The following is a 21,645-nucleotide window of genomic DNA, read 5'->3' as shown; positions in this document are numbered from 1 at the left end:
CGGGCGAAGGCTCGCCAGGGTTCGAACAGCGCCCGCCCACCGCGGGTTTGTTGAGCATGTATGGGCCGGTCTCCGGGCTCGCGAGGGGCAGGGCATGGGCCTTGCCTGCAAGCGTCACCTTCCCATGCGCCCTTTTTGTAGCAGGGCATACACAGTGGCTCAGACGCTTCGCTCGCTTACCGTTGCGGGGGCAGCACCGGACTGACGTGGCCTTGAAGTAAAGCACACGATTCACCGGTTTCCCGTTTCACCCTCTAAGGGCACCCATAACTGATAGGCGCACAGGAGACCATGGGCGGGGGCGGTGCGTCAATGCACAAGGGGCGCGGCGAGCGGGCTGTTGTGGCGAGGGAGCTTGCTCCCGCTGGGCCGGTTCGACGCCTCGGGCGCAGCGGCCCCCGGCTCTTTGCGGTCGCTGCGCAACCGAGCGGGAGCAAGCTCCCTCGCCACAACCGCGTCCGGCATATTACTTGCGGCGATTGACCCGCCCACACACCCTGCGTAGCCTTGCGCGTTCGAGGTTCTTCGGCGCATGCGCCGGAGCTAAGAAGGGAACGCGGTCCAAGCCGCGGCTGCCCCCGCAACTGTGAACGGTGAGGTTTCTGCAAGGCCACTGTGCATGCCCTTTTATAAAGGCGCACGGGAAGGCGCAGTCATTGCCCGCCAGGCTTTTGGTAAAGCCTTGGCCCGCCGTCAGCCAGGAGACCTGCCTCGAAACAGATTCTCACTACAACCGGGCGGGGTGATCCGGTGGCGAAATCTTCCGCGTGCTTGTGCCTGGGCCTGCGGCAGTCGTCCCGTTTGCCCGCCACCTTGCCAAAGGGCATCCGATGAAAACACTGGCCAAACTTCCCGTCACCATCGTCACCGGTTTCCTCGGCTCGGGTAAAACCACCTTGCTGCGCCACATGCTCGACAACGCCCAAGGCCGTCGCATCGCCGTGATCGTCAACGAGTTCGGCGAGCTGGGCATCGACGGCGAAATCCTCAAGCAGTGCTCCATCGGTTGCACCGAAGAAGAAGCCAACGGTCGCGTCTACGAGCTGGCCAACGGCTGCCTGTGCTGCACGGTGCAGGAAGAGTTCTTCCCGGTGATGCGCGAGCTGGTCGCCCGGCGTGGCGATCTTGACCACATCCTGATCGAAACGTCCGGCCTGGCCCTGCCCAAGCCGTTGGTCCAGGCCTTCCAGTGGCCGGAAATCCGCAATGCCTGCACCGTCGATGCAGTGATCACCGTGGTCGACAGCCCGGCCGTGGCCGCCGGCACCTTTGCCGCGTTCCCCGACCAGGTCGACGCCCAGCGCAAGCTCGACCCGAACCTGGATCACGAATCGCCGCTGCACGAACTGTTCGCCGACCAACTGTCGAGCGCCGACCTGGTGATCCTCAACAAGGCCGACCTGATCAGTCCCGAAGACCTGGCGAAAGTCCGCCTGGAAGTGGCCGAGGAGCTGCCGCCAGCGGTCAAGGTCATCGAAGCCAGCAGCGGGCGCCTGCCGCTGGACGTGTTGATCGGCCTGGGTGTCGGCTCCGAAGAACACATCGACAGCCGCCACAGCCATCACGACCATCACCATGACGGCGATGATGACGACCACGATCATGACGCCTTCGACTCCATTTCCATCGAGCTGCCCCAGGCCGACGAAAGCCTGCTGCTCGACGCCCTGACGCAACTGGTGGTCCAGCACGGCGTGTTGCGGGTCAAGGGTTTCGCCGCTATCCCGAACAAGCCGATGCGTTTGCTGGTGCAGGGCGTGGGCACGCGTTTCGACAAGCACTTCGACCGCCAATGGGGCGCCGATGAAGCCCGGGTTACCCGACTGGTGCTGATCGGCCAGGCGCTGGATGCCGCCCAACTCGAAGCGCAATTGCGCGCCGCCCTCAGCGTCTAAGCCATGCACCTGCTCAGGACCCAGCCCGGCGGCTTTGTGTCGGATGACAACATCGCCGACCTGGGGCAGACCCCCGCCGAACTGGTGATCCTGTGCAGCGGCGATTCCAGCCTGGCGCTGCTGGCCGAGGCAGCGAAGCAGTTGCCGGGCGACTATCCCGAGTTTCGCCTCGCCAACCCGATGCAGGTGCAGAACCACGCTTCGGTGGACCTGTATTTCGAGGACGTGCTGCAACATGCCAAGGTGATCCTGCTGTCGCTGCACGGCGGCATCGCCTATTGGCGCTACGGCATCGAACGCCTGATGACCCTGGCTGCCCGTGGCGTGAAGCTGATCCTGGTGCCGGGGGACGATCGTCCGGACCCGGAGCTCAGCGACCTGAGCAACGTCCCCGTCGAGGACCGCGACCGGCTCTGGCAGTTCTTGCGCCAGGGCGGGCTGGGCAATGCCCTGGATTTTTTCTACAACCTGGGCAGCCAATGGTTCGGCCGTGATTACACTTGGCAAGCGCCGCAACCGTTGCCGCGCACGGCGATCTACCATCCGAAGAGAACCAGCGCCAGCCTCGACGATTGGCGGGCCGACTGGCAGCTCGACCAGCCCGTGGCGGCGCTGCTGTTCTATCGCTCCCACCTGCAAGCCGCCAATACCGCGTTCATCGACGTGTTCTGCCAGCGCCTGCAAGCGGCGGGGCTCAACCCGCTGCCGATGGCTGTGGCGAGCCTCAAGGAAGCCGGGTGCCTGGCGCTGGTGGAGGACTGGCTGGACGACGTGCAGGCGGCGGTGATCCTCAACACCACCGGTTTCGCTCAGTCGAGCCCCGAAGCCCCGCACCTGCGGCCGTTTCGCCGTGACATCCCGGTGATCCAGGCGATCTGCGCCCAGGACAACGAACCCGGCTGGCGCGCCAGCGAGCAGGGCCTGGGCCCACGGGACCTGGCGATGCACATTGCCTTGCCGGAACTGGATGGGCGGATCATCAGCCGTCCCATCAGCTTCAAGGACCTGGCCTGGCGCAGCGAGCGCAGCCAGAGCGACGTGGTCTGCTACCGGGCAGTGCCCGAGCGCATGGATTTCGTCGCCGAACTGGCTCGCCGCTGGACCACACTGGCACGCCTGCCCAACGGGCAAAAGCGCATCGCGCTGATCCTCGCCAACTACCCGACCCGGGATGGGCGCATCGGCAACGGCGTCGGCCTGGACACCCCGGCGGCGGCATTGAATATCCTGCGGGCCATGCAGGGCGAAGGCTATCCACTGCCAGCCGAACTGCCGGCCAGCGGCACGGCGTTGATCCAGCAACTGCTGGGTGGGGTCAGCAATGACCTCGACAGCCTCGACCTGCGGCCCTGTCACCAGAGCCTGGCGCTGGAGGCGTACCAGGCCATGTTCGACGCGCTGCCCGAGGCCAATCGCCAAGCGGTGCTGGAACGCTGGGGCGCACCCGAGCAGGACCCGATGTTCCGCGACGGTCGCCTGATGGTCGCTGGCTTGCGCCTGGGCCTGACGTTTGTCGGCATCCAGCCGGCGCGGGGGTATCAGGTCGACCCGAGTGCGGTCTATCACGATCCGGACCTGGTGCCGCCCCACGGTTACTTGGCGTTTTATTTCTGGTTGCGCCACACCTACGGCGTCCATGGCGTGATCCACGTCGGCAAGCACGGCAACCTCGAATGGCTGCCGGGCAAGGGCGTCGGCCTGTCGGAACACTGCTGGCCGGACGTGCTGCTGGGGCCGCTGCCGAATATCTATCCGTTCATCGTCAACGACCCGGGCGAGGGTGCCCAGGCCAAGCGCCGTACCCAGGCGGTGATCATCGACCACTTGATGCCGCCGCTGACCCGCGCCGAAACCTATGGGCCGCTGCGTAATCTTGAGCTGCTGGCCGACGAATACTACGAGGCGCAGCTGCTCGATCCGCGTCGCGCACGGGAGCTGCAACGGGACATTCTCAACCTGGTGCGCGAGACCCACATCGACCGCGAACTGCAACTCGACGCCTCCCTGGACAGCGAGGCCGACGCGGCGATCTGGCTGCCGCGCCTGGACACTTACCTGTGTGACTTGAAGGAGTCACAGATCCGCGACGGCCTGCACATTTTTGGCGAGTCGCCCAGCGGACGGCTGCGCATCGACACCTTGCTGGCGTTGCTGCGCATCCCCCGGGGCGACGGCAAGGGTGCGCAATCGAGCCTGCTGCGGGCGCTGGCCAAGGCGTTCGAGCTGGGCTTCGATCCGCTGGATTGTGCCCTGGCCGAACCTTGGACCGGTGATCGTCCCGAGGCGTTGCTCGGGGTCAGCGCCGAGCCCTGGCGCACCACGGGCGATACCCGCGAGCGCCTGGAGCTGTTTGCCGCGCAATTGATCGAACAAGCGCTGGACGGCGTGGGCGAGCCGTTGGCAGGGCCGGGCTGGGAGGCGGTCGGCAGCATTCTCGACCACCTGTGCGCGGTCGTGGCCCCGCGCCTGGACGCCTGTGGCCCGGCGGAAATGCGCGGCTTGCTCGATGCCCTCGGCGGGCGTTTCGTGCCGGCCGGTCCCAGCGGCGCGCCAAGCCGTGGACGCCTGGACGTGCTGCCCACCGGGCGCAATTTTTTCTCGGTGGACGTGCGCAACCTGCCCACCACCACGGCCTGGCGCATTGGTTTCCAGTCGGCGAGCCTGATCCTTGAGCGGCACTTGCAGGACCACGGCGATCACCTGCGCCAACTCGGCCTGTCGGTGTGGGGCACCGCCACCATGCGCACCGGCGGCGACGACATCGCCCAGGCCATGGCGCTGATGGGCGTGCGGCCGGTGTGGGCCACGGGCAGCCAGCGGGTCGATGACTTCGAGATCCTGCCGCTGAGCCTGCTGGATCGGCCACGGGTCGATGTGACGTTGCGCGTGTCGGGGTTCTTCCGTGATGCGTTTGCCAACCTGATTCGTTTGTTCGACGCGGCGGTGCAGGCCGTCGCGGCCCTGGATGAACCCGATGACATGAACCCCCTGGCGGCGAAGGTGCGCAGCGAGCGCGAAGCCTTGCGGGCGTCGGGCCTTGAGCCGGAGGCCGCGGCCCGTCAGGCCGCTTGGCGGATCTTTGGTGCCAAGCCCGGTGCCTACGGCGCGGGCGTGCAAGGTGCCATCGACGGTCGCTTGTGGCAGAGCCGCGAAGATCTGGCCGAGGTGTACCTGAACTGGGGCGGCTACGCCTATGGCGGCAGTGACGACGGCACCGCTGCCCGCGAGTCGTTCTCCCGGCGCCTGAGCCAGGTGCAAGCGGTGCTGCAGAACCAGGACAACCGCGAACACGACTTGCTCGATTCCAATGACTACTACCAGTTCCAGGGCGGCATGCTGGCGGCGGTCGAGACCCTTAGCGGCGAAGCAGCGGCCAGTTACCATGGCGATCACAGCCAGCCGGACTTGCCGAAGATCCGCACCCTGAAGGAAGAACTCAACCGCGTCATCCGCTCCCGCGCGGCCAATCCGAAATGGATCGAGGGGGTCAAGCGTCACGGCTACAAAGGCGCGTTCGAATTGGCGGCGACGGTGGACAACCTGTTCGCCTTCGACGCCACGACGCAGTTGATCGACGATCACCAGTACGCCTTGCTGGCCGATGCCTACTTGCTCGATCCGGACACCCGGGATTTCGTCCGCCAGCACAACCCCGACGCCCTGCGGGACATGACCGAGCGCATGCTCGAAGCGCAGCAGCGGGGGATGTGGCAGGCGCCGGGCGAGTATCGCGAGGCGTTGGAGAATTTGTTGTTGGACATAGAGGAAGAGGGCTGATGTGCAGGATCAGCAGCTCCAATACCCTCTCTGTGGGAGCAAAGCTGTGGGAGCAAAGCTTGCTCGCGATGCAGACGCCTCGGTTTATCAAGGACCGCGTTGCCTGTATCGCGGGCAAGCCTTGCTCCCACACAGTAGGCTCTCGCCACACATGAGCCATTCAGCCGACCACCCATGAGACATTCCACATGACCCAACCCCCTCATTTCCCACTCTGCGCCGTGGTCGGTGCCGATGACTTGAAACTGGCCCTGTGCCTGGCGGCGATCGACCCGAAAATCGGCGGTTTGCTGATCGAAGGCCCGCGGGGCATGGCCAAGTCCACCTTGGCCCGGGGCCTGGCGGACCTGTTGGCCAGCGGTCAGTTTGTCACCTTGCCCCTGGGCGCCACCGAGGAACGGCTGGTGGGCACCCTGGATCTGGACGCGGCCCTGGGCGAGGGGCGCGCGCAGTTTTCGCCCGGCGTGCTGGCCAAGGCCGACGGCGGCGTGCTGTACGTCGATGAAGTGAACCTGCTGCCCGATCACCTGGTGGACCTGTTGCTGGACGTCGCCGCCAGCGGCACCAACCTGATCGAGCGCGATGGCATTTCCCATCGGCATCCGGCGCGTTTCGTGCTGATCGGCACCATGAACCCGGAAGAAGGCGAGTTGCGCCCGCAATTGCTCGACCGCTTTGGCCTGAACGTGGCCCTCGACGGTCACACGGCGCCGGCTGAACGCGGTCAGATCATCCGCCGGCGGCTGGATTTCGACAGCGACCCGGCGGCGTTCTGCGCCCAGTGGGCGGCGGCCCAGCAGCAGTTGCGCGAACGTTGCCAGCAGGCGCGCGAGCGGTTGGCCGGCATTGCCCTGGACGACTGGGCGCTGGCGCAGATCACCGAGCGTTGCTATGCCGCCGGGGTCGATGGCTTGCGTGCCGACCTGGTCTGGCTGCGCGCCGCCCGGGCCCATGCCGCCTGGCGCGGCGCTGAGGCCATCGCCGGGCAAGACATCGATGCGGTCGCCGAATTTGCCTTGCGCCATCGTCGGCGTGGACATTCGGCGCCGACACCGTCCCAGGCGCCTTCCTCGGCGGCGAGCGAAACGACCTCGTCCAACGAGGGCCAGGGCCAGTGGGGTGACCTGCCGGCTCGGGCCCTGCCGACCGGCGCCCGGCGTGACGTGCCGAGCTGGCCAAAAAAGCCCTAGGCATTCGCCCCCGTTCGTCTGCGGGGGCGGATGCCAGACCCCGCGCCGGACGCCTCGACCAGGGCCACCAGGGCCGCAGCAAAGCGGCGGCCAGCGGTGCGGTGAACTGGCCGGGCACTTTGCTCAAGGGGCGTCCGCGCCAGCGTGAAGACTTGTCGTTCCACGGACGCCATCGCTCGCCCCATGAGCTGTGGCTGGTCATCGTCGATGCCTCGGCCTCGACCCGCCGCCATCGAGCGTTGAGCGACGGCAAGGGGCTGTTGGCGCAACTGTTCGACGACGCTTATCGCCAACGCGCGCGCCTGGCATTGTTGACCGCCAGCGGCACGACGCCCGACTGGCAGGTGCAGGGACTCAAGGCTTCGGCTGGCCTGCGCGACTGGCTCGATGGGCTGGGCGCTGGAGGCGGGACGCCATTGCTGGCGGCGCTGCACGAGGCCGGGCGCTGGCTGGTGGCGCGGCGCAAGCGTTACCCGGCGGAGCAGCAGCGGGTGTTGGTGATGACCGATGGGCGGGTGAAGGAAGGGGTGTCGTGGCCTGCCCTGGATTGTCCCAGCCTGTTGATCGACATCGAACGCGGCCCGATTCGCCTGGGCCGGGCCCGGCAGTTGGCGGGGCTGCTGGGGGCTGAGTATCGGCACATTGATGAGCAGTGATGGGCTTGCCCGCGAAAGCATCACCTCGGTACCTGATCTGTCTACTTAATCTGCATCCCTGCACTATGCTCAGCCCACCCTCACAGGAGTGAACCATGCGCGTACTCGTCACCAACGCCCAGGACGATTTTCGGGTCAAGGCTTATGCCGGTACCAACGGCGTGCTGCTCGCCATGGATTTGGCCGAACACCGGCGCAAGGGCTTGCTGGGTTTTGCCATCGAGAAACAGCAAGGCAACAAGCCCTGGCTGTTCCTGTTCAACAGCCTGACCTTTCCCGACAAGGCCCACACCTTTCCCCAGTTCCACGCCACGCCCAGCGACAAGGCGCCTTTGCAGAAATTTCGCTGGGCCGACTACGCCGTCAACCCGGGTGTGACGCTGCATTACCGCGTGCACCTGGCTTACGGCAGTCCCGATGCGCCGCAGTTGGGCGAAGCCCTGGAAGTTTCGGTCACCAGCGACGACGGGCAGCCCGCCAACCAGCAGGTGATCTTCAATCGTGCGGTGGCCGCCAGCCAGGCGTTCCAGCGCAAGTTTCCCGAACTGGACGCGCTGATCAGCGCCAACAAGAACCTGTCTATCGATGCCTGGCCCGACGCGCCGCGCCGCTGGTTGGAAAATGGCTTGCTGGGGCGTTTGATCGGGTTCATCGACCGGGCGCTGGACGCCCGTTGGGCGTTGGATGTCGCCATCTACGAGTACGAGTTGCCGGCCATCGTCGATGCGGTGCGTGCCGCCCACGCACGTGGCGCCCAGGTGCGAGTGCTGTACCACGCCGAGCCGGGCGACGACACCACGGCACGCAACGAAGCCAGCCTCGCGGACATGCCCGCGACCAACAAGCGTGGGCGAGTCACCCAGAACATTTTCCACGACAAGTTCATTGTGCTGAGCAAAGTGGACGGCAACGGTTCATTGCAGCCGGAAGCGGTGCTGTGCGGCAGCACCAATTTCACCGCCAACGGGGTCTACCGCCAGGCCAACGTCGTTCATGTGCTGGACGATCCACGGGTGAGTGACAGCTACCATCAAGTGTTCGAGCAGATCTGGGCCGCGCCGCAGGACGTCGATGCCACGCGCCAGTGGCTGACCCTGAACAACCCTATGGCGCCGCAGGAACCGTTGTTCGCCGGGTTTTCGCCGCGTGCGGGTGAGGGCGACCTGGGCCGCTTCGTCGAGATCATCAACGGCGCCCGCAAGGACCTGCTGTTCGTCACCGCATTCGTGTTGCCCGACCGCATCCTCGACGCCTTGCTCGGCCAGCCCAACGACGACGTGTTGCGCTACGGCCTGCAGAACACCAAGAGCCGCATCACCGGTTTCCACGCCGACCGCACCGCCGAATTCGCTGCCACCGCGCTGCTCAACACCGGCCTGGAAGGTTGGCTGCGGGAAAACATGAAAGGCCAGAAGGGCAACCTGCTGGTCCACACCAAGGCCATCGTCACCGACTTCACCAGCGACACGCCGACCATCCTCAGTGGCAGCCACAACCTGAGCGCCGCCGCCAGCAACGGTAACGATGAGAACTACCTCATCATCCAGGGCAACACCGACCTGGCCGACCGCTACGGGCTGGAACTGCTGCGCTTCTATGAGCACTACCGCTTTCGCTACTTCGCCAAACAACTTGCCCTCAAGCAGGTCAGGCCGCTGGCGGTGGATGACGGCTGGAGCGATGACTACTACCGCGAGGGGGATTTGCGGATGTTGTCCCGGGTGAGGTTTTGCGGGCGCTGACGGGTGGTAAGCGATGTTTTGAGCGTTGGGCATAGATGATATCCGGTGCTAGCATAGAGCCATCAATTAGCCTGGAAGCTGCCATGCACCCTTGTCACGGAACGTCTGCTTTGCTTCGCGCCGGTGTCGCGATCCTGTTGTTGGCCCTCTCTACTTCGGCCCTCGCTGCCAATAAGCCATGCTCCGGAGGCAAGGGGGGCATTGCCGGGTGTGATGGCGATACCTTCCTGTGTAACGATGGCTCTATCAGTGCGTCGAAAAAGTCCTGTTCCGCCATGCTGGGGCTGAGCAATGAGGTCCGGGCGCAGCCTTTGCTCAAGTCCGACGATGGCTGCCAATGCGGCAGCGGCAGTTATTGCGTCGGTCCCCGGGGTGGGGTCTATTGCCTCACGCCTGGGGGCAGCAAGAGCTACAAGCGCAAGTAGTCCCCGCATCGCCGCATTTTGTGGGAGCAGGCTCGGCGGCAGTCCGGTGGAGGCGGCCGAGGCGGGGCATCTTCTGGCGAGTCGGGTGATCCAGGTGCCGGGGGCGTTGATTCCCCGGTAACAGGGTGACAGTGAGGCTGTACCTGTGGGAGCAAAGCTTGCTCGCGATGGCGTCGGGACAGTCAATGAAGATGTTGAATGTGAGACTGCCATCGCGAGCAAGCTTTGCTCCCACTGGGCCCGGGGGTGTGCCAAGTACAACTTTGTTCCCTCAGGGGGCTATAGGCCAGCCGTCAATCCCGATAGAACACCTGCACCAAGTGATACCCGAACTTACTCTTGATCGGCCCGTGCACCACCCGCAGCGGCTTCTTGAAGATCACCGCGTCGATCACGCCGACCATCTGCCCCGGACGCACTTCGCCGAGGTCGCCGCCGCGTTTGCCTGAGGGGCAGGTGGAGTATTTCTTGGCCAGCACATCGAAGGCTTCTCCCTTGGCGATGCGTTGCTTGAGCTGTTCGGCTTCTTCGGCGGTTTTCACCAGGATGTGGCGGGCTTGGGCTTTCATTGCAGCGGTGACCTGGGGTATGGGGTGGCAACGGGGCGGCGATTATGCCTCAAGTCAGGCGTCATGGTTGATCATCGTCCGTATCTTGTTCGCCAACTGATCCAGGGTGAAAGGTTTGGCGACCATGTCCATGCCGTGTTCGAGGAACCCTTGGCGTTCGGCAGCTTTCTGCGCATAGCCGGTCATGAACAACACTTTCAGGCTGGGCCGGTGCTGCCGGGCGATCTCGGCCAACTGCCGGCCGTTCATGCCGGGCAGGCCGACATCGGTCACCAGCAGGTCGACACGCTGCTCCGACTCCAGCTGTGCCAGCGCACTCTTGGCATCCTGCGCCTGCAGGGCGGTATAGCCAAGGTTCTCCAGCAGGTCCAATACCAGCATCCGCACCGCCGGCTCATCCTCCACCAGCAACACGGTTTCCCCGGCGATGGCCGGTGGGGCGTCGACCGCTGTCGGTGTCGCGGGGGCCTCGGTGGGGATGACGTGCAGCCGGGGCAGGTACAACTCCACCCGCGTGCCCTGGCCCGGAACGCTGTCCAGCCTCAAGTGCCCGCCCGATTGCTGGGCAAAGCCGTAGATCATCGACAGCCCCAACCCGGTGCCCTGGCCAATGGGCTTGGTGGTGAAGAACGGGTCGAACGCTTTCGCCAGCACCGACGGGGTCATGCCGCTGCCGTTGTCGCGCACGGCGATCATCACGTAATCCCCGGCCTTGACCGGCTCCAGCGTGTTGAGGTCATCGCCGTCGAGGTAAACGTTGGCGGTTTCGACGGTCAACTCGCCACCGTCGGGCATGGCGTCGCGGGCGTTGATCACCAGGTTGAGCAGGGCGTTCTCCAACTGGCTGGCGTCGGTACTGACCGGCCACAGTTCATCGGTCAATTGCAGGCGCAGGACGATGTGATCGCCGGTGGTCCGGCTCAGCAGGTCTTCGAGCGAGCAGACCAGCTCATTAGCGTCCAGCGGCTTGCGATCCAGGGATTGGCGCCGGGAAAAGGCCAGCAATCGGTGGGTCAGGGCGGCGGCGCGGTTGGCCGAAGACACGGCGGCTTCGGTGAAACGACCGATTTCATCGATCCGACCGTTGGCAATGTAGCGTTGCATCAGGTCCAGGCTGCCGAGGATGCCGGTGAGCATGTTGTTGAAGTCGTGGGCGATGCCGCCGGTGAGCTGGCCCACGGCTTCCATCTTCTGGGCATGGCGCAACGCTTCCTCGGCGCGCTCGCGTTCGGCCATCTCGTTTTGCAGGCGATGGTTGGCCTCGGCCAGTTGCCGGGTGCGGGCGATGACGCGTTCTTCAAGGGTTTCGTTGAGGTTGCGCAGCGCTTCCTCGGTCCGCTTGCGCTCGGTCAGGTCCAGCGCCGCGCCGAGAAACCGCTTGGGCCGGCCGTGGCGGTCCTTGTAGCAGCGACCGCGCACGAACACCCAGCGCAACTCGCCGTCGGTATGCAACAGGCGGTACTCCTCGGCGTATTCGGTGCCGTGGGTGATGCAGTGCTTGATGCTGCGGGTGACCATCGCCCGGTCTTCGGGGTGCACGCCTTCGAGGTAGGCGCTGATGGGCAACTGGCGCGACAAGCGCGGTTCGACGCCGTGCAACAGGGCAAAGTGCTCGTCGGCGATGAAGCGGTCTTCGCTGATGTCCCAGTCCCAGGTGCCCAACGCCTCGGCGGCGGCCAGGGCCAGTTGCAGCCGTTCTTCGCTTTCCTGCTGGGCCTTGAGGCTGGCCTCGGAGCGCCGTTCGAACTCCAGGGCCATGCGCCGCCGTTCGCTTGTTTCGATCGCTGTCACCAGGATCCCGGCCACGTGACCGCTCTCGTCGTGCACCGGGCCGTAGGTCAGGTCCAGCCAGACATCGCAGAGGCGCCCGGCGAACGGCAGGCGCCATTGCTGGTCGCGGCAACGGTGCGTCTGGCCTTGCAGCACGCGCTGGTAAATCGGTTCGGTGACGCTCTTGAGTTCCGGCCATGCCGTGTGGGTCGGCTGGCCGAACGCGTGCGGGTGTTTGTCGCCGGCCAGCCGGGCAAAGGCGTCGTTGTAGAGATGGGTCAGTTGCGGCCCCCACAGCAAGGCCATCGGCAGCGGGCTGTGGAGCACCATGTCCACGGCCGTGCGCAGGCTCTGGGGCCAGGTCTGGACAGTGCCCAGCGGACTGCTGGCCCAGTCCAGTCGGGCCAGCAGGCTGTGTGTGTCGCTGCCGGTGGGTGTTGCATTCATCGGGCCATTCCTGGAGTTCATGTCGGTATTGCGGTGTCTACTATCCTGTGAAGATGATAAGCGCGGAAGTTTCAGATCATGGAAATCGATCCTTTGTTACGCATCCTGGCGAGCCAGGACGGCTCTGACCTCTACCTGTCCACCGGCGCACCGCCGTGCGCAAAATTCGAGGGGTTGCTCAAGCCCCTGGGCAACCAGGCCTTCAAGGTCGGCGACATTGCCGGGCTCGCCGAGTCCTTGATGGACGCCGAACAACGCCTTGAGTTCGATCGGGAACTGGAAATGAACCTGGCGATTTCCCTGTCCGGCGTCGGGCGGTTCCGGGTCAATGTCTTCAAGCAGCGCAACGACGTGTCCATGGTGATACGCAACGTCAAGCTGGATATCCCGCGCTTCGAAGACCTGAAGCTGCCCAAAGTGCTGCTCGAGAGCGTCATGCAGAAACAGGGGTTGATGCTGTTCGTCGGGGCGACGGGGTCGGGCAAATCGACCTCCCTGGCAGCCTTGATCGATTATCGCAATCGCAACAGCAGCGGCCATATCATCACCATCGAAGACCCGGTGGAATACATTCATCGCCACAAGAAATCGATCATCAATCAGCGCGAGGTCGGTGTCGACACCCGCAGTTTCCATGCAGCCCTGAAAAACACCTTGCGCCAGGCCCCGGACGTGGTGCTGATCGGCGAGATCCGCGACCGCGAGACCATGGAGCATGCGCTGTCCTTTGCCGACACCGGGCACCTGGTGATCTCCACCTTGCACGCCCACAACGCGAACCAGGCCCTGGACCGGGTGGTCAATTTCTTCCCGGAAGAGCGTCGCCCGCAGTTATTGAGTGACCTGGGCAACAACCTCAAGGCGTTCGTCTCCCAGCGGTTGGTACGCACCCGCACCGGCCAGCGCCGGGCCGCCGTGGAGGTGTTGCTGGGCTCGCCCACGGTGGCCGACCTGATCCGGCGCAACGAACTGGGCGAGCTCAAGGGCATCATGGAAAAGTCGGAAGAACTGGGGATGCAGACGTTCGACCAGGCGCTGTTCAACCTGGTGGTCGAAGGGGCCATTGACGAGGAAGAAGCCTTGAAGAATGCCGACTCGGCGAACAACCTGCGGTTGCGGCTCAAGCTGCATGCCGAGTCAGGCGCGGGGACACCGCCCGATGCGGCGGCGGGGGAGTGGGGGCTCGTGGATTGATCGTGCGGATGCAACCCTGTGGCAAAGGGGGTATTTGTGGCGAGGGGATTTATCCCCGCTGGGCTGCGCAGCAGCCCTAAAACCTAACATCCCGGTCTATCAGACTGATGGAGTTGACTGCATTGGGGCTGCTTCGCAGCCCAGCGGGGATAAATCCCCTCGCCACAGATAAATCCTCCCTCGCCACGAAAAGCTGCCTGTAGTGCTCAGTCCGCCAACTCCGGCCGATCACGAAACTGCTCCAGCGCCTCGGGGTTGGCCAGGGCGTCAGTGTTCTTCACCACCTCGCCATGCACCACATTACGCACCGCCAGCTCCACCACCTTGCCGCTGATGGTCCGTGGAATGTCGCTGACCGCGAGGATCTTCGCCGGTACATGACGCGGTGTCGTGTTGCTGCGGATGACCTGGCGGATCTGCTGTTCCAGGGCCTCGTCCAGCGTCACGCCATCGCGCAGGCGCACGAACAGCACCACCCGCACATCGCCCTGCCATTGCTGGCCGATGGCGACGCTGTCCTGCACTTGCTCGACTTTCTCCACCTGCCGATAGATTTCCGCCGTGCCGATGCGCACGCCGCCGGGGTTGAGCACGGCGTCGGAGCGGCCGTGGATGAGGAAACCGCCGTGGGGCAGTTCTTCGGCGTAATCCCCTTGGGCCCACACACCCGGGAACTGGCTGAAATAGGAGGCGCGCAGCTTTTGCTGATGAGGGTCGTGCCACAAGCCAATGGGCATCGCCGGGAAGTGCCGGGTGCACACCAGCTCACCTTTTTCACCGATGACCGCTTTACCGGCTTCATTCCAGACCTGCACCGCCATGCCCAGGCTCTTGCCCTGCATCTCGCCCCGGCGTACCGCTGACAATGGGTTGCCGTTGACGAAGCAGGAGACGATGTCGGTGCCGCCGGACATCGAGGCCAGGCAAACGTCAGGCTTGAAGTCGCGGTACACGTAGTCGTAGCTGTGGGGCGCCAGCGCCGAGCCGGTGGACAGGATGGTTTTCAGGCTGCCCAGGTCATGGTTCTGTCGCGGCTTGAAGCCCTGGTTTTCCAGGGCCGCGAGGAACTTGGGGCTGGTACCGAACACGCTGATGCGCTGCTGGTCGATCAGATCCAGCAGGCGTTCGGGACCGGGGTGAAACGGCGAGCCGTCGTAGAGCACCACCGCGCTGCCCACGGCGAGGGCCGAGACCAGCCAGTTCCACATCATCCAGCCGCAGGTGGTGTAGTAGAACAGCCGATCCTCGGGGCCGAGGTCGACGTGCAGGCCGTGTTCCTTGACGTGTTGCAGCAACACGCCGCCGGTGCCGTGGACGATGCATTTCGGCACGCCGGTGGTGCCGCTGGAGTAGAGGATGTACAGCGGATGGTCGAACGGCACGCTGACGAATTCCGGTTCGCCACCGGGTTGATAGAAACCGTCCCACAACGCGACAGTGGCCTGGGTCTTGAAGTCCTCGACCCGGGCATCGGGCTGGGCGTAAGGCAGCACGATCAATTGCCGCAACGACGGCAGCCGTTCGAGGATTTCATTGACCTTGGGCCGCTGGTCGATGACCTTGCCGGCGTAGCGATAACCGGCACAGGTGATCAGCACCTTGGGCTCGATCTGGCCGAATCGGTCGATGACCCCTTGGGTGCCGAAGTCCGGCGACGAACACGACCAGATCGCCCCGAGGCTGGTGGTGGCGAGCATGCCCACCAGAGTCTGCCAGGTGTTGGGCATGCAGGCGGCGACCCGGTCGCCCTGGGTCACGCCCGCCGCTTGCAGGCTTTTTTGCAGGCCGGCGACGTGGGTGGCGAGTTCGGTCCAGGTCAGTTGTTCCTGACCGCCGTTTTCGTCGAGGGCCACGACGGCCACCGCTTCGTCACGACGGCGCAGCAGGTGTTCGGCGAAGTTCAGGGTCGCCCCGGGAAACCAGCGGGCGCTGGGCATTTGCGTGCCTTCCACCAGCACCTCGGTGGGTGGTTGGTGAAAGCGAATCTCGAAAAAGTCGACGATGGCCTGCCAGAAAGCTTCGCGCTGGTCGATGCTCCAGGCGTGCAGGGCGGGGTAGTCGTTCAGTTGCAGGTGATGCCGCGCGTTGACGAACCGGCGAAAGGCGTTCATGCGCGACTGGGCGATGCGTTCGGGGCTGGGTTGCCAGAGGATGTCGGACATGGGGTGCCTCTTGTTTTTTCGGGCTTATTAACATTGCAGCACAAGGTACTCTTTGTGGCGAGGGAGCTTGCTCCCGCTGGCCTGTGAAGCAGGCCCAAGTTTTTTTGTTCAACACAAGATTCTTGGGGCCGCTACGCGACCCAGCGGGAGCAAGCTCCCTCGCCACAAAAGCAGGTTTGTCACAAAGGCAGGCTAGCCATAAGAGCAGGCTTGTCACAAAAGTAGGCTTGCCACAGAGGTTGCGGTGTTATTGGGCCAACCACCCCCCATCAATATTCCACGCCGCCCCCCGCACCTGGCTGCCGGCCTCGCTGCACAGGAACAGCACCAACTCCCCCAATTGCGGTGGGGTGACGAATTCCAGCGACGGCTGTTTCTCGGCCAGCAGATCGTGCTGGGCCTGTTGTGGGTCGACGCCCGTGGCAATGCGATCGTCGATCTGTTTTTGCACCAGCGGCGTCAGTACCCAACCCGGGCAAATGGCGTTGCAGGTGACGTTGCTGGTGGCGGTTTCCAGGCCGACCACCTTGGTCAGGCCGATCACCCCGTGCTTGGCCGCGACATACGCGGCCTTGCCCACCGAGCCGACCTGGCCGTGCACCGAGGCGATGTTGACGATCCGTCCCCAGCCCTTGGCGCGCATGCCCGGCAGGCTCAGACGGGTGGCGTGGAACACCGAGGACAGGTTGATGGCGATGATCGAATCCCAGCGCTCCACCGGGAAATCCTCCACGGCGGCCACGTGCTGGATGCCGGCGTTGTTCACCAGAATGTCCACGCCACCGAACTCGCGCTCGGCGTAGGCGAGCATGTCGGCGATCTGTGCCGGGTCGCTGACGTCGGCCGGATGATGGCCGACCTTGCCGCCGAACTGTTGCACCTCGGCGATCACTGCCGACGCGTCGCCGAAGCCGTTGAGGATCAGGTTGGCGCCGGCCTTGGCCAGGCCCAGGGCGATGCCCAGGCCGATGCCGCTGGTGGAACCGGTGACCAGGGCTGTCTTGCCCGAAAGGGTTGTCGTCATTGGAACCTCACACAATGCCAGTGGCGTAGAACACGCTGATCACGAAGAACACCGCGAGGGTCTTGATCAGCGTAATGCAGAAAATGTCTTTATAGGCTTCACGGTGGGTCAGTCCGGTCACGGCCAACAGGGTGATCACCGCGCCGTTGTGCGGCAGGGTGTCCATGCCGCCGCTGGCCATGGCGGCCACCCGGTGCAACACCTCCAATGGAATGTTGGCGGCGTGGGCGGCGTTGATGAACGTTTCGGACATGGCCGCCAGGGCGATGCTCATGCCGCCCGAGGCGGAGCCGGTGATGCCTGCCAGCAAGGTGACGGTCACGGCTTCGTTGACCAGCGGATTGGGGATGCTCTTGAGCCAGTCGGCCAGCACCAGGAAGCCCGGCAAGGAGGCGATGACCGCGCCGAAGCCGTACTCCGATGCGGTGTTCATCGCTGCCAACAAGGCTCCGCCCACCGCGCTCTTGCTGCCTTCGGCCAACTTGCTGCGAATGGCCCGCAAGCCAAACAGCAAGACCATGACGATGCCCACCAGCAATGCCGCTTGCACCGCCCAGATCGCCGTGAGCTTGGCGACATCGCTGGTCACCGGCGCCGCCATGCCCGGCAGCGCCAGGCTGTGGGTCTTGCCGTACCACTGGGGAATCCACTGGGTGAACAGCAGGTTCATGACGCCCACCGCCAGCAGCGGCGAAACGGCGATCCACGGGTTGGGCAGCTTGATGTCCTCGGCGGTTTCCGGCTCGTTGCGCAGTTCCGTGCCATAGCCTTCACCCACGCGCTGGGCTTTGTTGCGCTGGCGCTGAAGGAACAGCATGCCGATGCTGAACACGAACAGAGTACCGATCACGCCCAGCCACGGCGCGGCCCAGGCGGTGGTGTTGAAGAAAGTGCTGGGGATGATGTTCTGGATCTGCGGCGTGCCGGGCAGGGCGTCCATGGTGAAGGAAAACGCACCGAGGGCGATGGTGGCCGGGATCAGGCGCTTGGGGATATTGCTCTGGCGGAACATCTCGGCGGCGAACGGGTACACCGCGAACACCACGACGAACAACGACACGCCGCCGTAGGTCAGCAAGGCGCAGACCAGCACGATCACCAACATGGCCTGGCGGGTGCCCAACAGGCGAATCGCCGCTGCGACGATGGAGCGGGAAAAGCCCGACAGCTCGATCAGCTTGCCGAACACCGCGCCGAGCAGGAACACCGGGAAATACAGTTTGATGAAGCCGACCATTTTTTCCATGAACACCCCGGTGAAGGCGGGGGCGACGGCGGACGGGTCGGTGAGCAGGACGGCACCGAGGGCGGCGATGGGGGCAAAGAGAATGACGCTGTAGCCGCGGTAGGCGGCAACCATCAGCAGCGCGAGGGCTGCCAAGGCAATGATCACACTCATGGGTGTGTCTCCTGGATTGTTATTGTTGTGGTGAAGCGGTGGAGAGGGTTTAGCTAGATGTGTGCCAGGTTGGTAACTTGCTGAAATATAAGGGGATTGTTGATTTTTGTAGAGGCGGCTTGGAGGGAGCTGTCTCTGTTTGGAGATTTTTGGCTGGGCTGGCCTCATCGCGAGCAGGCTCTCTCCCACAGGGGGACGGTGTGCGCGGTCAAAAACTGTGGGAGCGAGCCTGCTCGCGATGAGCGCGAAGCGCTCTCAAAAGAGGTTTCTAAGTTTAGAGACTAGAGTCTCTTTATTGAGACTCGGCAATCCCCAACGCCACCATCTTCTTGTACAACGTCGACCTCCCCAGCCCCAACCGCTCAGCCGCTTCCACCACCTTGCCACCGCATTGCGCGAGGGTGGTTTCGATCAGTTGCCGGTCGAATCGCGCCCGGGCCTGGCTGAAGGTTTCCTGGCGCAATGGCTCCAGGCTCGGGCCTGGTGCGCGGGTGACCGGCATGAAGGTGCCGATGGCGGCGCGGATATCGGCGGCATTGAGTTGCAGGTTGTCGCTGAGCAACGCGGCCCGTTCCAGCACGTTGCGCAGTTCGCGGATGTTGCCGGGCCAGGCGTGCTGTACCAGCAGGGCCAGGGCGTCCTGGTTCAGCTCGTGCTGGCTGCGCAGTTCTTCGAGGATCGCCTCGCTCAAGGCCGGCAAGTCGTCCAGGCGCTCGCGCAGTGGTGGGACCTGGATCGGCAGCACGTTGAGACGGTAATACAGGTCGGCCCGGAACTCACCGCGGCGGATCGCCGCTTCAAGGTCCGTGGAGGTGGCAGCGATCACCCGTACATCGCTTTGCAGCACCTCGTTGGAGCCCACCGGTTCGTATTCCTTCTCCTGCAACACCCGCAGCAGCTTGCTTTGCAGCGGCAACGGCATGTCGCCGATCTCGTCGAGGAACAGCGTGCCGCCCTGGGCGATTTGCAGTTTGCCGACGCGGCCCTTGCGGTCGGCGCCGGTAAAGGCGCCAGGCGCGGTGCCAAAGAATTCGGCTTCCAGCAGCGACTCGGGGATCGCCGCGCTGTTGATGCTGACGAACGCCTTGTGCGCCCGGGGCGAGGCACTGTGGATCGCCTGGGCCAGCAACTCCTTGCCGGTGCCGGTTTCCCCCAGCAACAGCACTGGCGAATCGGTGCTGGCGCTGCGCCGCGCTCGGCGCTTGACCTCCAGGCCGGCGTTGCTGGTGCCAATGAAGTGGGCGAAGTTGTACTTGGTCTGCCGCGCCCGCAGGAGCGAGCGGGTGGAGGCCAGTTCTTCCTGCATGCTCTGATAGCGCTTGAGCATCGGCGACAAGCTGCGCAACTCATCGAACAAGGCAAACCCGATCGCGCCGATCACCGCGCCGGCGTTGTCGTGGATCGGCAGGCGCATCACCACCAATGGCTCCTTGGGCGTGTCCTGCATGTCCAGCAGGATCGGCCGCCCGGTGCGCACCACTTCACGCAACAGGCTGCTGGGAATCACTCTCTCACAAGCCCGACCGATGGCCTCTTGCGCCGAGTTCAGGCCAAAGCGCCGGGCGTAGCGTTCGTTCATCCAGACGATGTTCGCATCACGGTCGACAATCACCGTGCCTTCGCTGGACTGCTCGATGATCTCGAACAACGAACGGATCGCCAGCGTACGTACGCGCTTGTAGTCCTTGAGGCTTTCGGTGGGGTTCATGGTTGTTCCAGAATTTGTGGGTTCTGTTCGGGCCTCTTCGTGAGCAAGGCCGCGACTCAGTTCAACTGCATGACGCCGATTATGCCCACCCCGGATGCGCCGCCGCCAACAACTCCTTGGTGTACGGATGCCGGGGCGAGTCGAACACCTCGTGGCTGGCGCCTTGTTCGACCACTTTGCCGTCCTTGATCACGATCATGTCGTGGGCCAGGGCGCGGATCACGGCCAGGTCGTGACTGATGAACAGGTAGGTCAGGCCGTATTTTTCCTGGAGCTGGCGGAGCAGGGCGACCACTTGTTTCTGCACGGTGCGGTCCAAGGCCGAGGTCGGTTCGTCCAGCAGGATCAGCGCCGGTTTCAGCACCAGTGCCCGGGCAATGGCGATGCGTTGGCGCTGGCCGCCTGAAAACTCGTGGGGGTAGCGATGGCGGCTCTGCGGGTCGAGGCCGACCTCTTTCAGGGCCTGGATCACCTGGACTTCACACTGCTGGGGACTCGACGAGCTGTGGACTTCAAGGCCTTCGCTGATGATCTGCTGCACCGACATCCGCGGGCTGAGGCTGCCGAACGGGTCCTGGAACACCACCTGCATCTGTTTGCGCCACGGCCGCAGTTCCTTTTGCGAGAGCTGGTCGAGGGCTTCGCCCTTAAAGCGGATGCTGCCTTCGGACTCGATCAGGCGCAGGATCGCCTGGCCGAGTGTCGACTTGCCGGAGCCGGATTCGCCGACGATGCCCAGGGTCTTGCCGCGCTGGATGCTCAGGCTGATGCCGTCTACGGCGCGCAGGTATTCCTTGCGCTGGAACAGTCCGCCGCCCAGGGCAAAACTCACTCGCAGGTCCTGCACTTGCAGCACGTCTTCGCGTTCGTCCCGGGGCAGGGCTTCGCCTTCCGGCTCGGCGTGGAGCAGTTCGCAGCTGTAGGGGTGCTTGGGGGCATTGAACAGCGTCTCGCAAGGCGCCTGTTCGACGATTTCCCCGGCCTTCATCACGCACACCCGCTGGGCGATGCTGCGCACCAGGTTCAAGTCATGGCTGATCAGCAGCAGGGACATGCCGAGCCGCTGTTGCAACGATTTGAGCAGCAGCAGAATCTTGCGCTGCACGGTCACGTCCAGCGCGGTGGTCGGTTCGTCGGCTATCAGCAGTTCCGGCTCGCAGGCCAGGGCCATGGCGATCATCACCCGTTGCCGCTGGCCGCCGGAGAGTTGATGGGGGTACGCCTTGAGCCGTTCGACGGGGTTCTGGATGCCCACCAGGGCCAACAGCTCCAGAATCCGCTGGCGCGCTGCTTTGCCGCCCAGGCCCTTGTGCAGCATCAGGGTTTCGCCGATCTGCTTTTCGACGCTGTGCAGCGGGTTCAGCGACGTCATCGGCTCCTGGAAAATCATCGCGATCCGGTTGCCGCGCAACTCGCGCAGGGCCCGGGTGTCGGCGCCCACCAGCTCCTGGCCGCGATAGCGGATGCTGCCGCTGGTGCGGCTCTCGGTCTCGGGCAGCAATTGCAGGATCGAATGGGCGGTCACCGACTTGCCCGAGCCCGATTCGCCCACCAGGGCCAGGCACTCGCCGGGGCGGATGTCCAGGCACAGGTTGCGCACCACTGTCTGGTCGTTGAAGGCCACGCTCAGGTCGCGGATTTCGATCAGGTTGTCGCTCATTTCAAGCTCTTGCCTCAAGATCGTGGA

General features: G+C 64.4%; 14 protein-coding genes and 2 riboswitches. Of the genes, 7 read left to right on the top strand and 7 right to left on the bottom strand.

The genetic code is table 11. From position 1 onward, the window contains the following. Positions 1-46: 46 nt before the first annotated feature. Positions 47-283: riboswitch (cobalamin riboswitch) on the bottom strand. A 218-nt stretch (positions 284-501) separates the two neighbouring features. Next, a riboswitch (cobalamin riboswitch) is annotated at positions 502-728 on the top strand. A gap of 102 nt (positions 729-830) precedes the next feature. From cobW to ACODSJ_RS02725, 6 genes are all read left to right on the top strand, one after another. Continuing rightward, entirely contained in the window at positions 831-1,895 is a 1,065-nt protein-coding gene (cobW, locus tag ACODSJ_RS02750; protein ID WP_489100268.1) for a cobalamin biosynthesis protein CobW, read from the top strand. A 3-nt stretch (positions 1,896-1,898) separates the two neighbouring features. Then, positions 1,899-5,672 (top strand): cobaltochelatase subunit CobN, encoded by a 3,774-nt coding sequence (gene cobN, locus ACODSJ_RS02745; RefSeq protein WP_489100267.1) that lies wholly within the window; start codon positions 1,899-1,901, stop codon positions 5,670-5,672. A gap of 188 nt (positions 5,673-5,860) precedes the next feature. After that, positions 5,861-6,862, top strand: a complete 1,002-nt coding sequence (locus ACODSJ_RS02740) for a magnesium chelatase ATPase subunit I (RefSeq protein ID WP_489100266.1) — start codon at positions 5,861-5,863, stop codon at positions 6,860-6,862. Positions 6,863-6,963: 101 nt separating this feature from the next. Further along, complete coding sequence (locus tag ACODSJ_RS02735) at positions 6,964-7,518, top strand: vWA domain-containing protein (protein ID WP_489100265.1); 555 nt, start codon at positions 6,964-6,966, stop codon at positions 7,516-7,518. Between the two features lie 95 nt (positions 7,519-7,613). Next, on the top strand, positions 7,614-9,260 hold the full coding sequence (locus ACODSJ_RS02730) for a phospholipase D-like domain-containing protein (RefSeq protein WP_489100264.1): 1,647 nt from the start codon (positions 7,614-7,616) through the stop codon (positions 9,258-9,260). Between the two features lie 83 nt (positions 9,261-9,343). After that, entirely contained in the window at positions 9,344-9,685 is a 342-nt protein-coding gene (locus tag ACODSJ_RS02725) for a YdcA family protein (RefSeq protein ID WP_489100263.1), read from the top strand. Positions 9,686-9,978: 293 nt separating this feature from the next. On the opposite strand, the gene ACODSJ_RS02720 is transcribed toward ACODSJ_RS02725, so the two are convergent. After that, positions 9,979-10,254 (bottom strand): peptidylprolyl isomerase, encoded by a 276-nt coding sequence (locus tag ACODSJ_RS02720; protein WP_003182808.1) that lies wholly within the window; start codon positions 10,252-10,254, stop codon positions 9,979-9,981. Between the two features lie 54 nt (positions 10,255-10,308). After that, positions 10,309-12,471 carry a hybrid sensor histidine kinase/response regulator gene (locus ACODSJ_RS02715; RefSeq protein WP_489100262.1) on the bottom strand — a complete coding sequence of 721 codons (2,163 nt, stop codon included), beginning with the start codon at positions 12,469-12,471 and terminating at the stop codon, positions 10,309-10,311. Between the two features lie 78 nt (positions 12,472-12,549). Between ACODSJ_RS02715 and ACODSJ_RS02710 the strand changes: the two genes are divergently transcribed. Continuing rightward, positions 12,550-13,665 carry a PilT/PilU family type 4a pilus ATPase gene (locus ACODSJ_RS02710; RefSeq protein ID WP_489100261.1) on the top strand — a complete coding sequence of 372 codons (1,116 nt, stop codon included), beginning with the start codon at positions 12,550-12,552 and terminating at the stop codon, positions 13,663-13,665. A 206-nt stretch (positions 13,666-13,871) separates the two neighbouring features. Here ACODSJ_RS02710 and ACODSJ_RS02705 read toward each other — a convergent pair whose 3' ends face one another. The 5 genes from ACODSJ_RS02705 to ACODSJ_RS02685 form a co-directional block, all read right to left on the bottom strand. Further along, positions 13,872-15,827, bottom strand: coding sequence for an acetoacetate--CoA ligase (locus ACODSJ_RS02705; protein WP_489100260.1), 1,956 nt, complete (start codon positions 15,825-15,827; stop codon positions 13,872-13,874). Between the two features lie 247 nt (positions 15,828-16,074). After that, entirely contained in the window at positions 16,075-16,851 is a 777-nt protein-coding gene (gene hbdH, locus ACODSJ_RS02700) for a 3-hydroxybutyrate dehydrogenase (RefSeq protein ID WP_489100259.1), read from the bottom strand. Positions 16,852-16,858: 7 nt separating this feature from the next. After that, the gene (locus ACODSJ_RS02695) at positions 16,859-18,250 is read right to left on the bottom strand and encodes a GntP family permease (RefSeq protein ID WP_489100258.1); all 1,392 of its coding nucleotides are present in this window, start codon (positions 18,248-18,250) and stop codon (positions 16,859-16,861) included. Between the two features lie 292 nt (positions 18,251-18,542). After that, on the bottom strand, positions 18,543-19,958 hold the full coding sequence (locus ACODSJ_RS02690; protein ID WP_489100257.1) for a sigma-54 interaction domain-containing protein: 1,416 nt from the start codon (positions 19,956-19,958) through the stop codon (positions 18,543-18,545). Positions 19,959-20,037: 79 nt separating this feature from the next. Next, positions 20,038-21,618: an ABC transporter ATP-binding protein gene (locus tag ACODSJ_RS02685; protein WP_489100256.1), complete on the bottom strand. Its 1,581-nt coding sequence runs from the start codon at positions 21,616-21,618 to the stop codon at positions 20,038-20,040. Between the last annotated feature and the right edge of the window lie 27 nt (positions 21,619-21,645).

The sequence above is a fragment of the Pseudomonas sp. FG6 genome (genome assembly GCF_057809015.1).
This window is presented reverse-complemented; position numbering and strand designations above follow the sequence as displayed.

Excerpts from the sequence above, each read along its gene's own strand:
- ACODSJ_RS02690 (WP_489100257.1), bottom strand. The coding sequence starts at position 19,958 with ATGAACCCCACCGAAAGCCTCAAGGACTACAAGCGCGTACGTACGCTG.
- ACODSJ_RS02695 (WP_489100258.1), bottom strand. The coding sequence starts at position 18,250 with ATGAGTGTGATCATTGCCTTGGCAGCCCTCGCGCTGCTGATGGTTGCC.
- ACODSJ_RS02725 (WP_489100263.1), top strand. The coding sequence starts at position 9,344 with ATGCACCCTTGTCACGGAACGTCTGCTTTGCTTCGCGCCGGTGTCGCG.
- ACODSJ_RS02685 (WP_489100256.1), bottom strand. The coding sequence starts at position 21,618 with ATGAGCGACAACCTGATCGAAATCCGCGACCTGAGCGTGGCCTTCAAC.
- ACODSJ_RS02705 (WP_489100260.1), bottom strand. The coding sequence starts at position 15,827 with ATGTCCGACATCCTCTGGCAACCCAGCCCCGAACGCATCGCCCAGTCG.
- cobW (WP_489100268.1), top strand. The coding sequence starts at position 831 with ATGAAAACACTGGCCAAACTTCCCGTCACCATCGTCACCGGTTTCCTC.
- cobN (WP_489100267.1), top strand. The coding sequence starts at position 1,899 with ATGCACCTGCTCAGGACCCAGCCCGGCGGCTTTGTGTCGGATGACAAC.
- ACODSJ_RS02720 (WP_003182808.1), bottom strand. The coding sequence starts at position 10,254 with ATGAAAGCCCAAGCCCGCCACATCCTGGTGAAAACCGCCGAAGAAGCC.
- hbdH (WP_489100259.1), bottom strand. The coding sequence starts at position 16,851 with ATGACGACAACCCTTTCGGGCAAGACAGCCCTGGTCACCGGTTCCACC.
- ACODSJ_RS02730 (WP_489100264.1), top strand. The coding sequence starts at position 7,614 with ATGCGCGTACTCGTCACCAACGCCCAGGACGATTTTCGGGTCAAGGCT.
- ACODSJ_RS02740 (WP_489100266.1), top strand. The coding sequence starts at position 5,861 with ATGACCCAACCCCCTCATTTCCCACTCTGCGCCGTGGTCGGTGCCGAT.
- ACODSJ_RS02715 (WP_489100262.1), bottom strand. The coding sequence starts at position 12,471 with ATGAATGCAACACCCACCGGCAGCGACACACACAGCCTGCTGGCCCGA.
- ACODSJ_RS02710 (WP_489100261.1), top strand. The coding sequence starts at position 12,550 with ATGGAAATCGATCCTTTGTTACGCATCCTGGCGAGCCAGGACGGCTCT.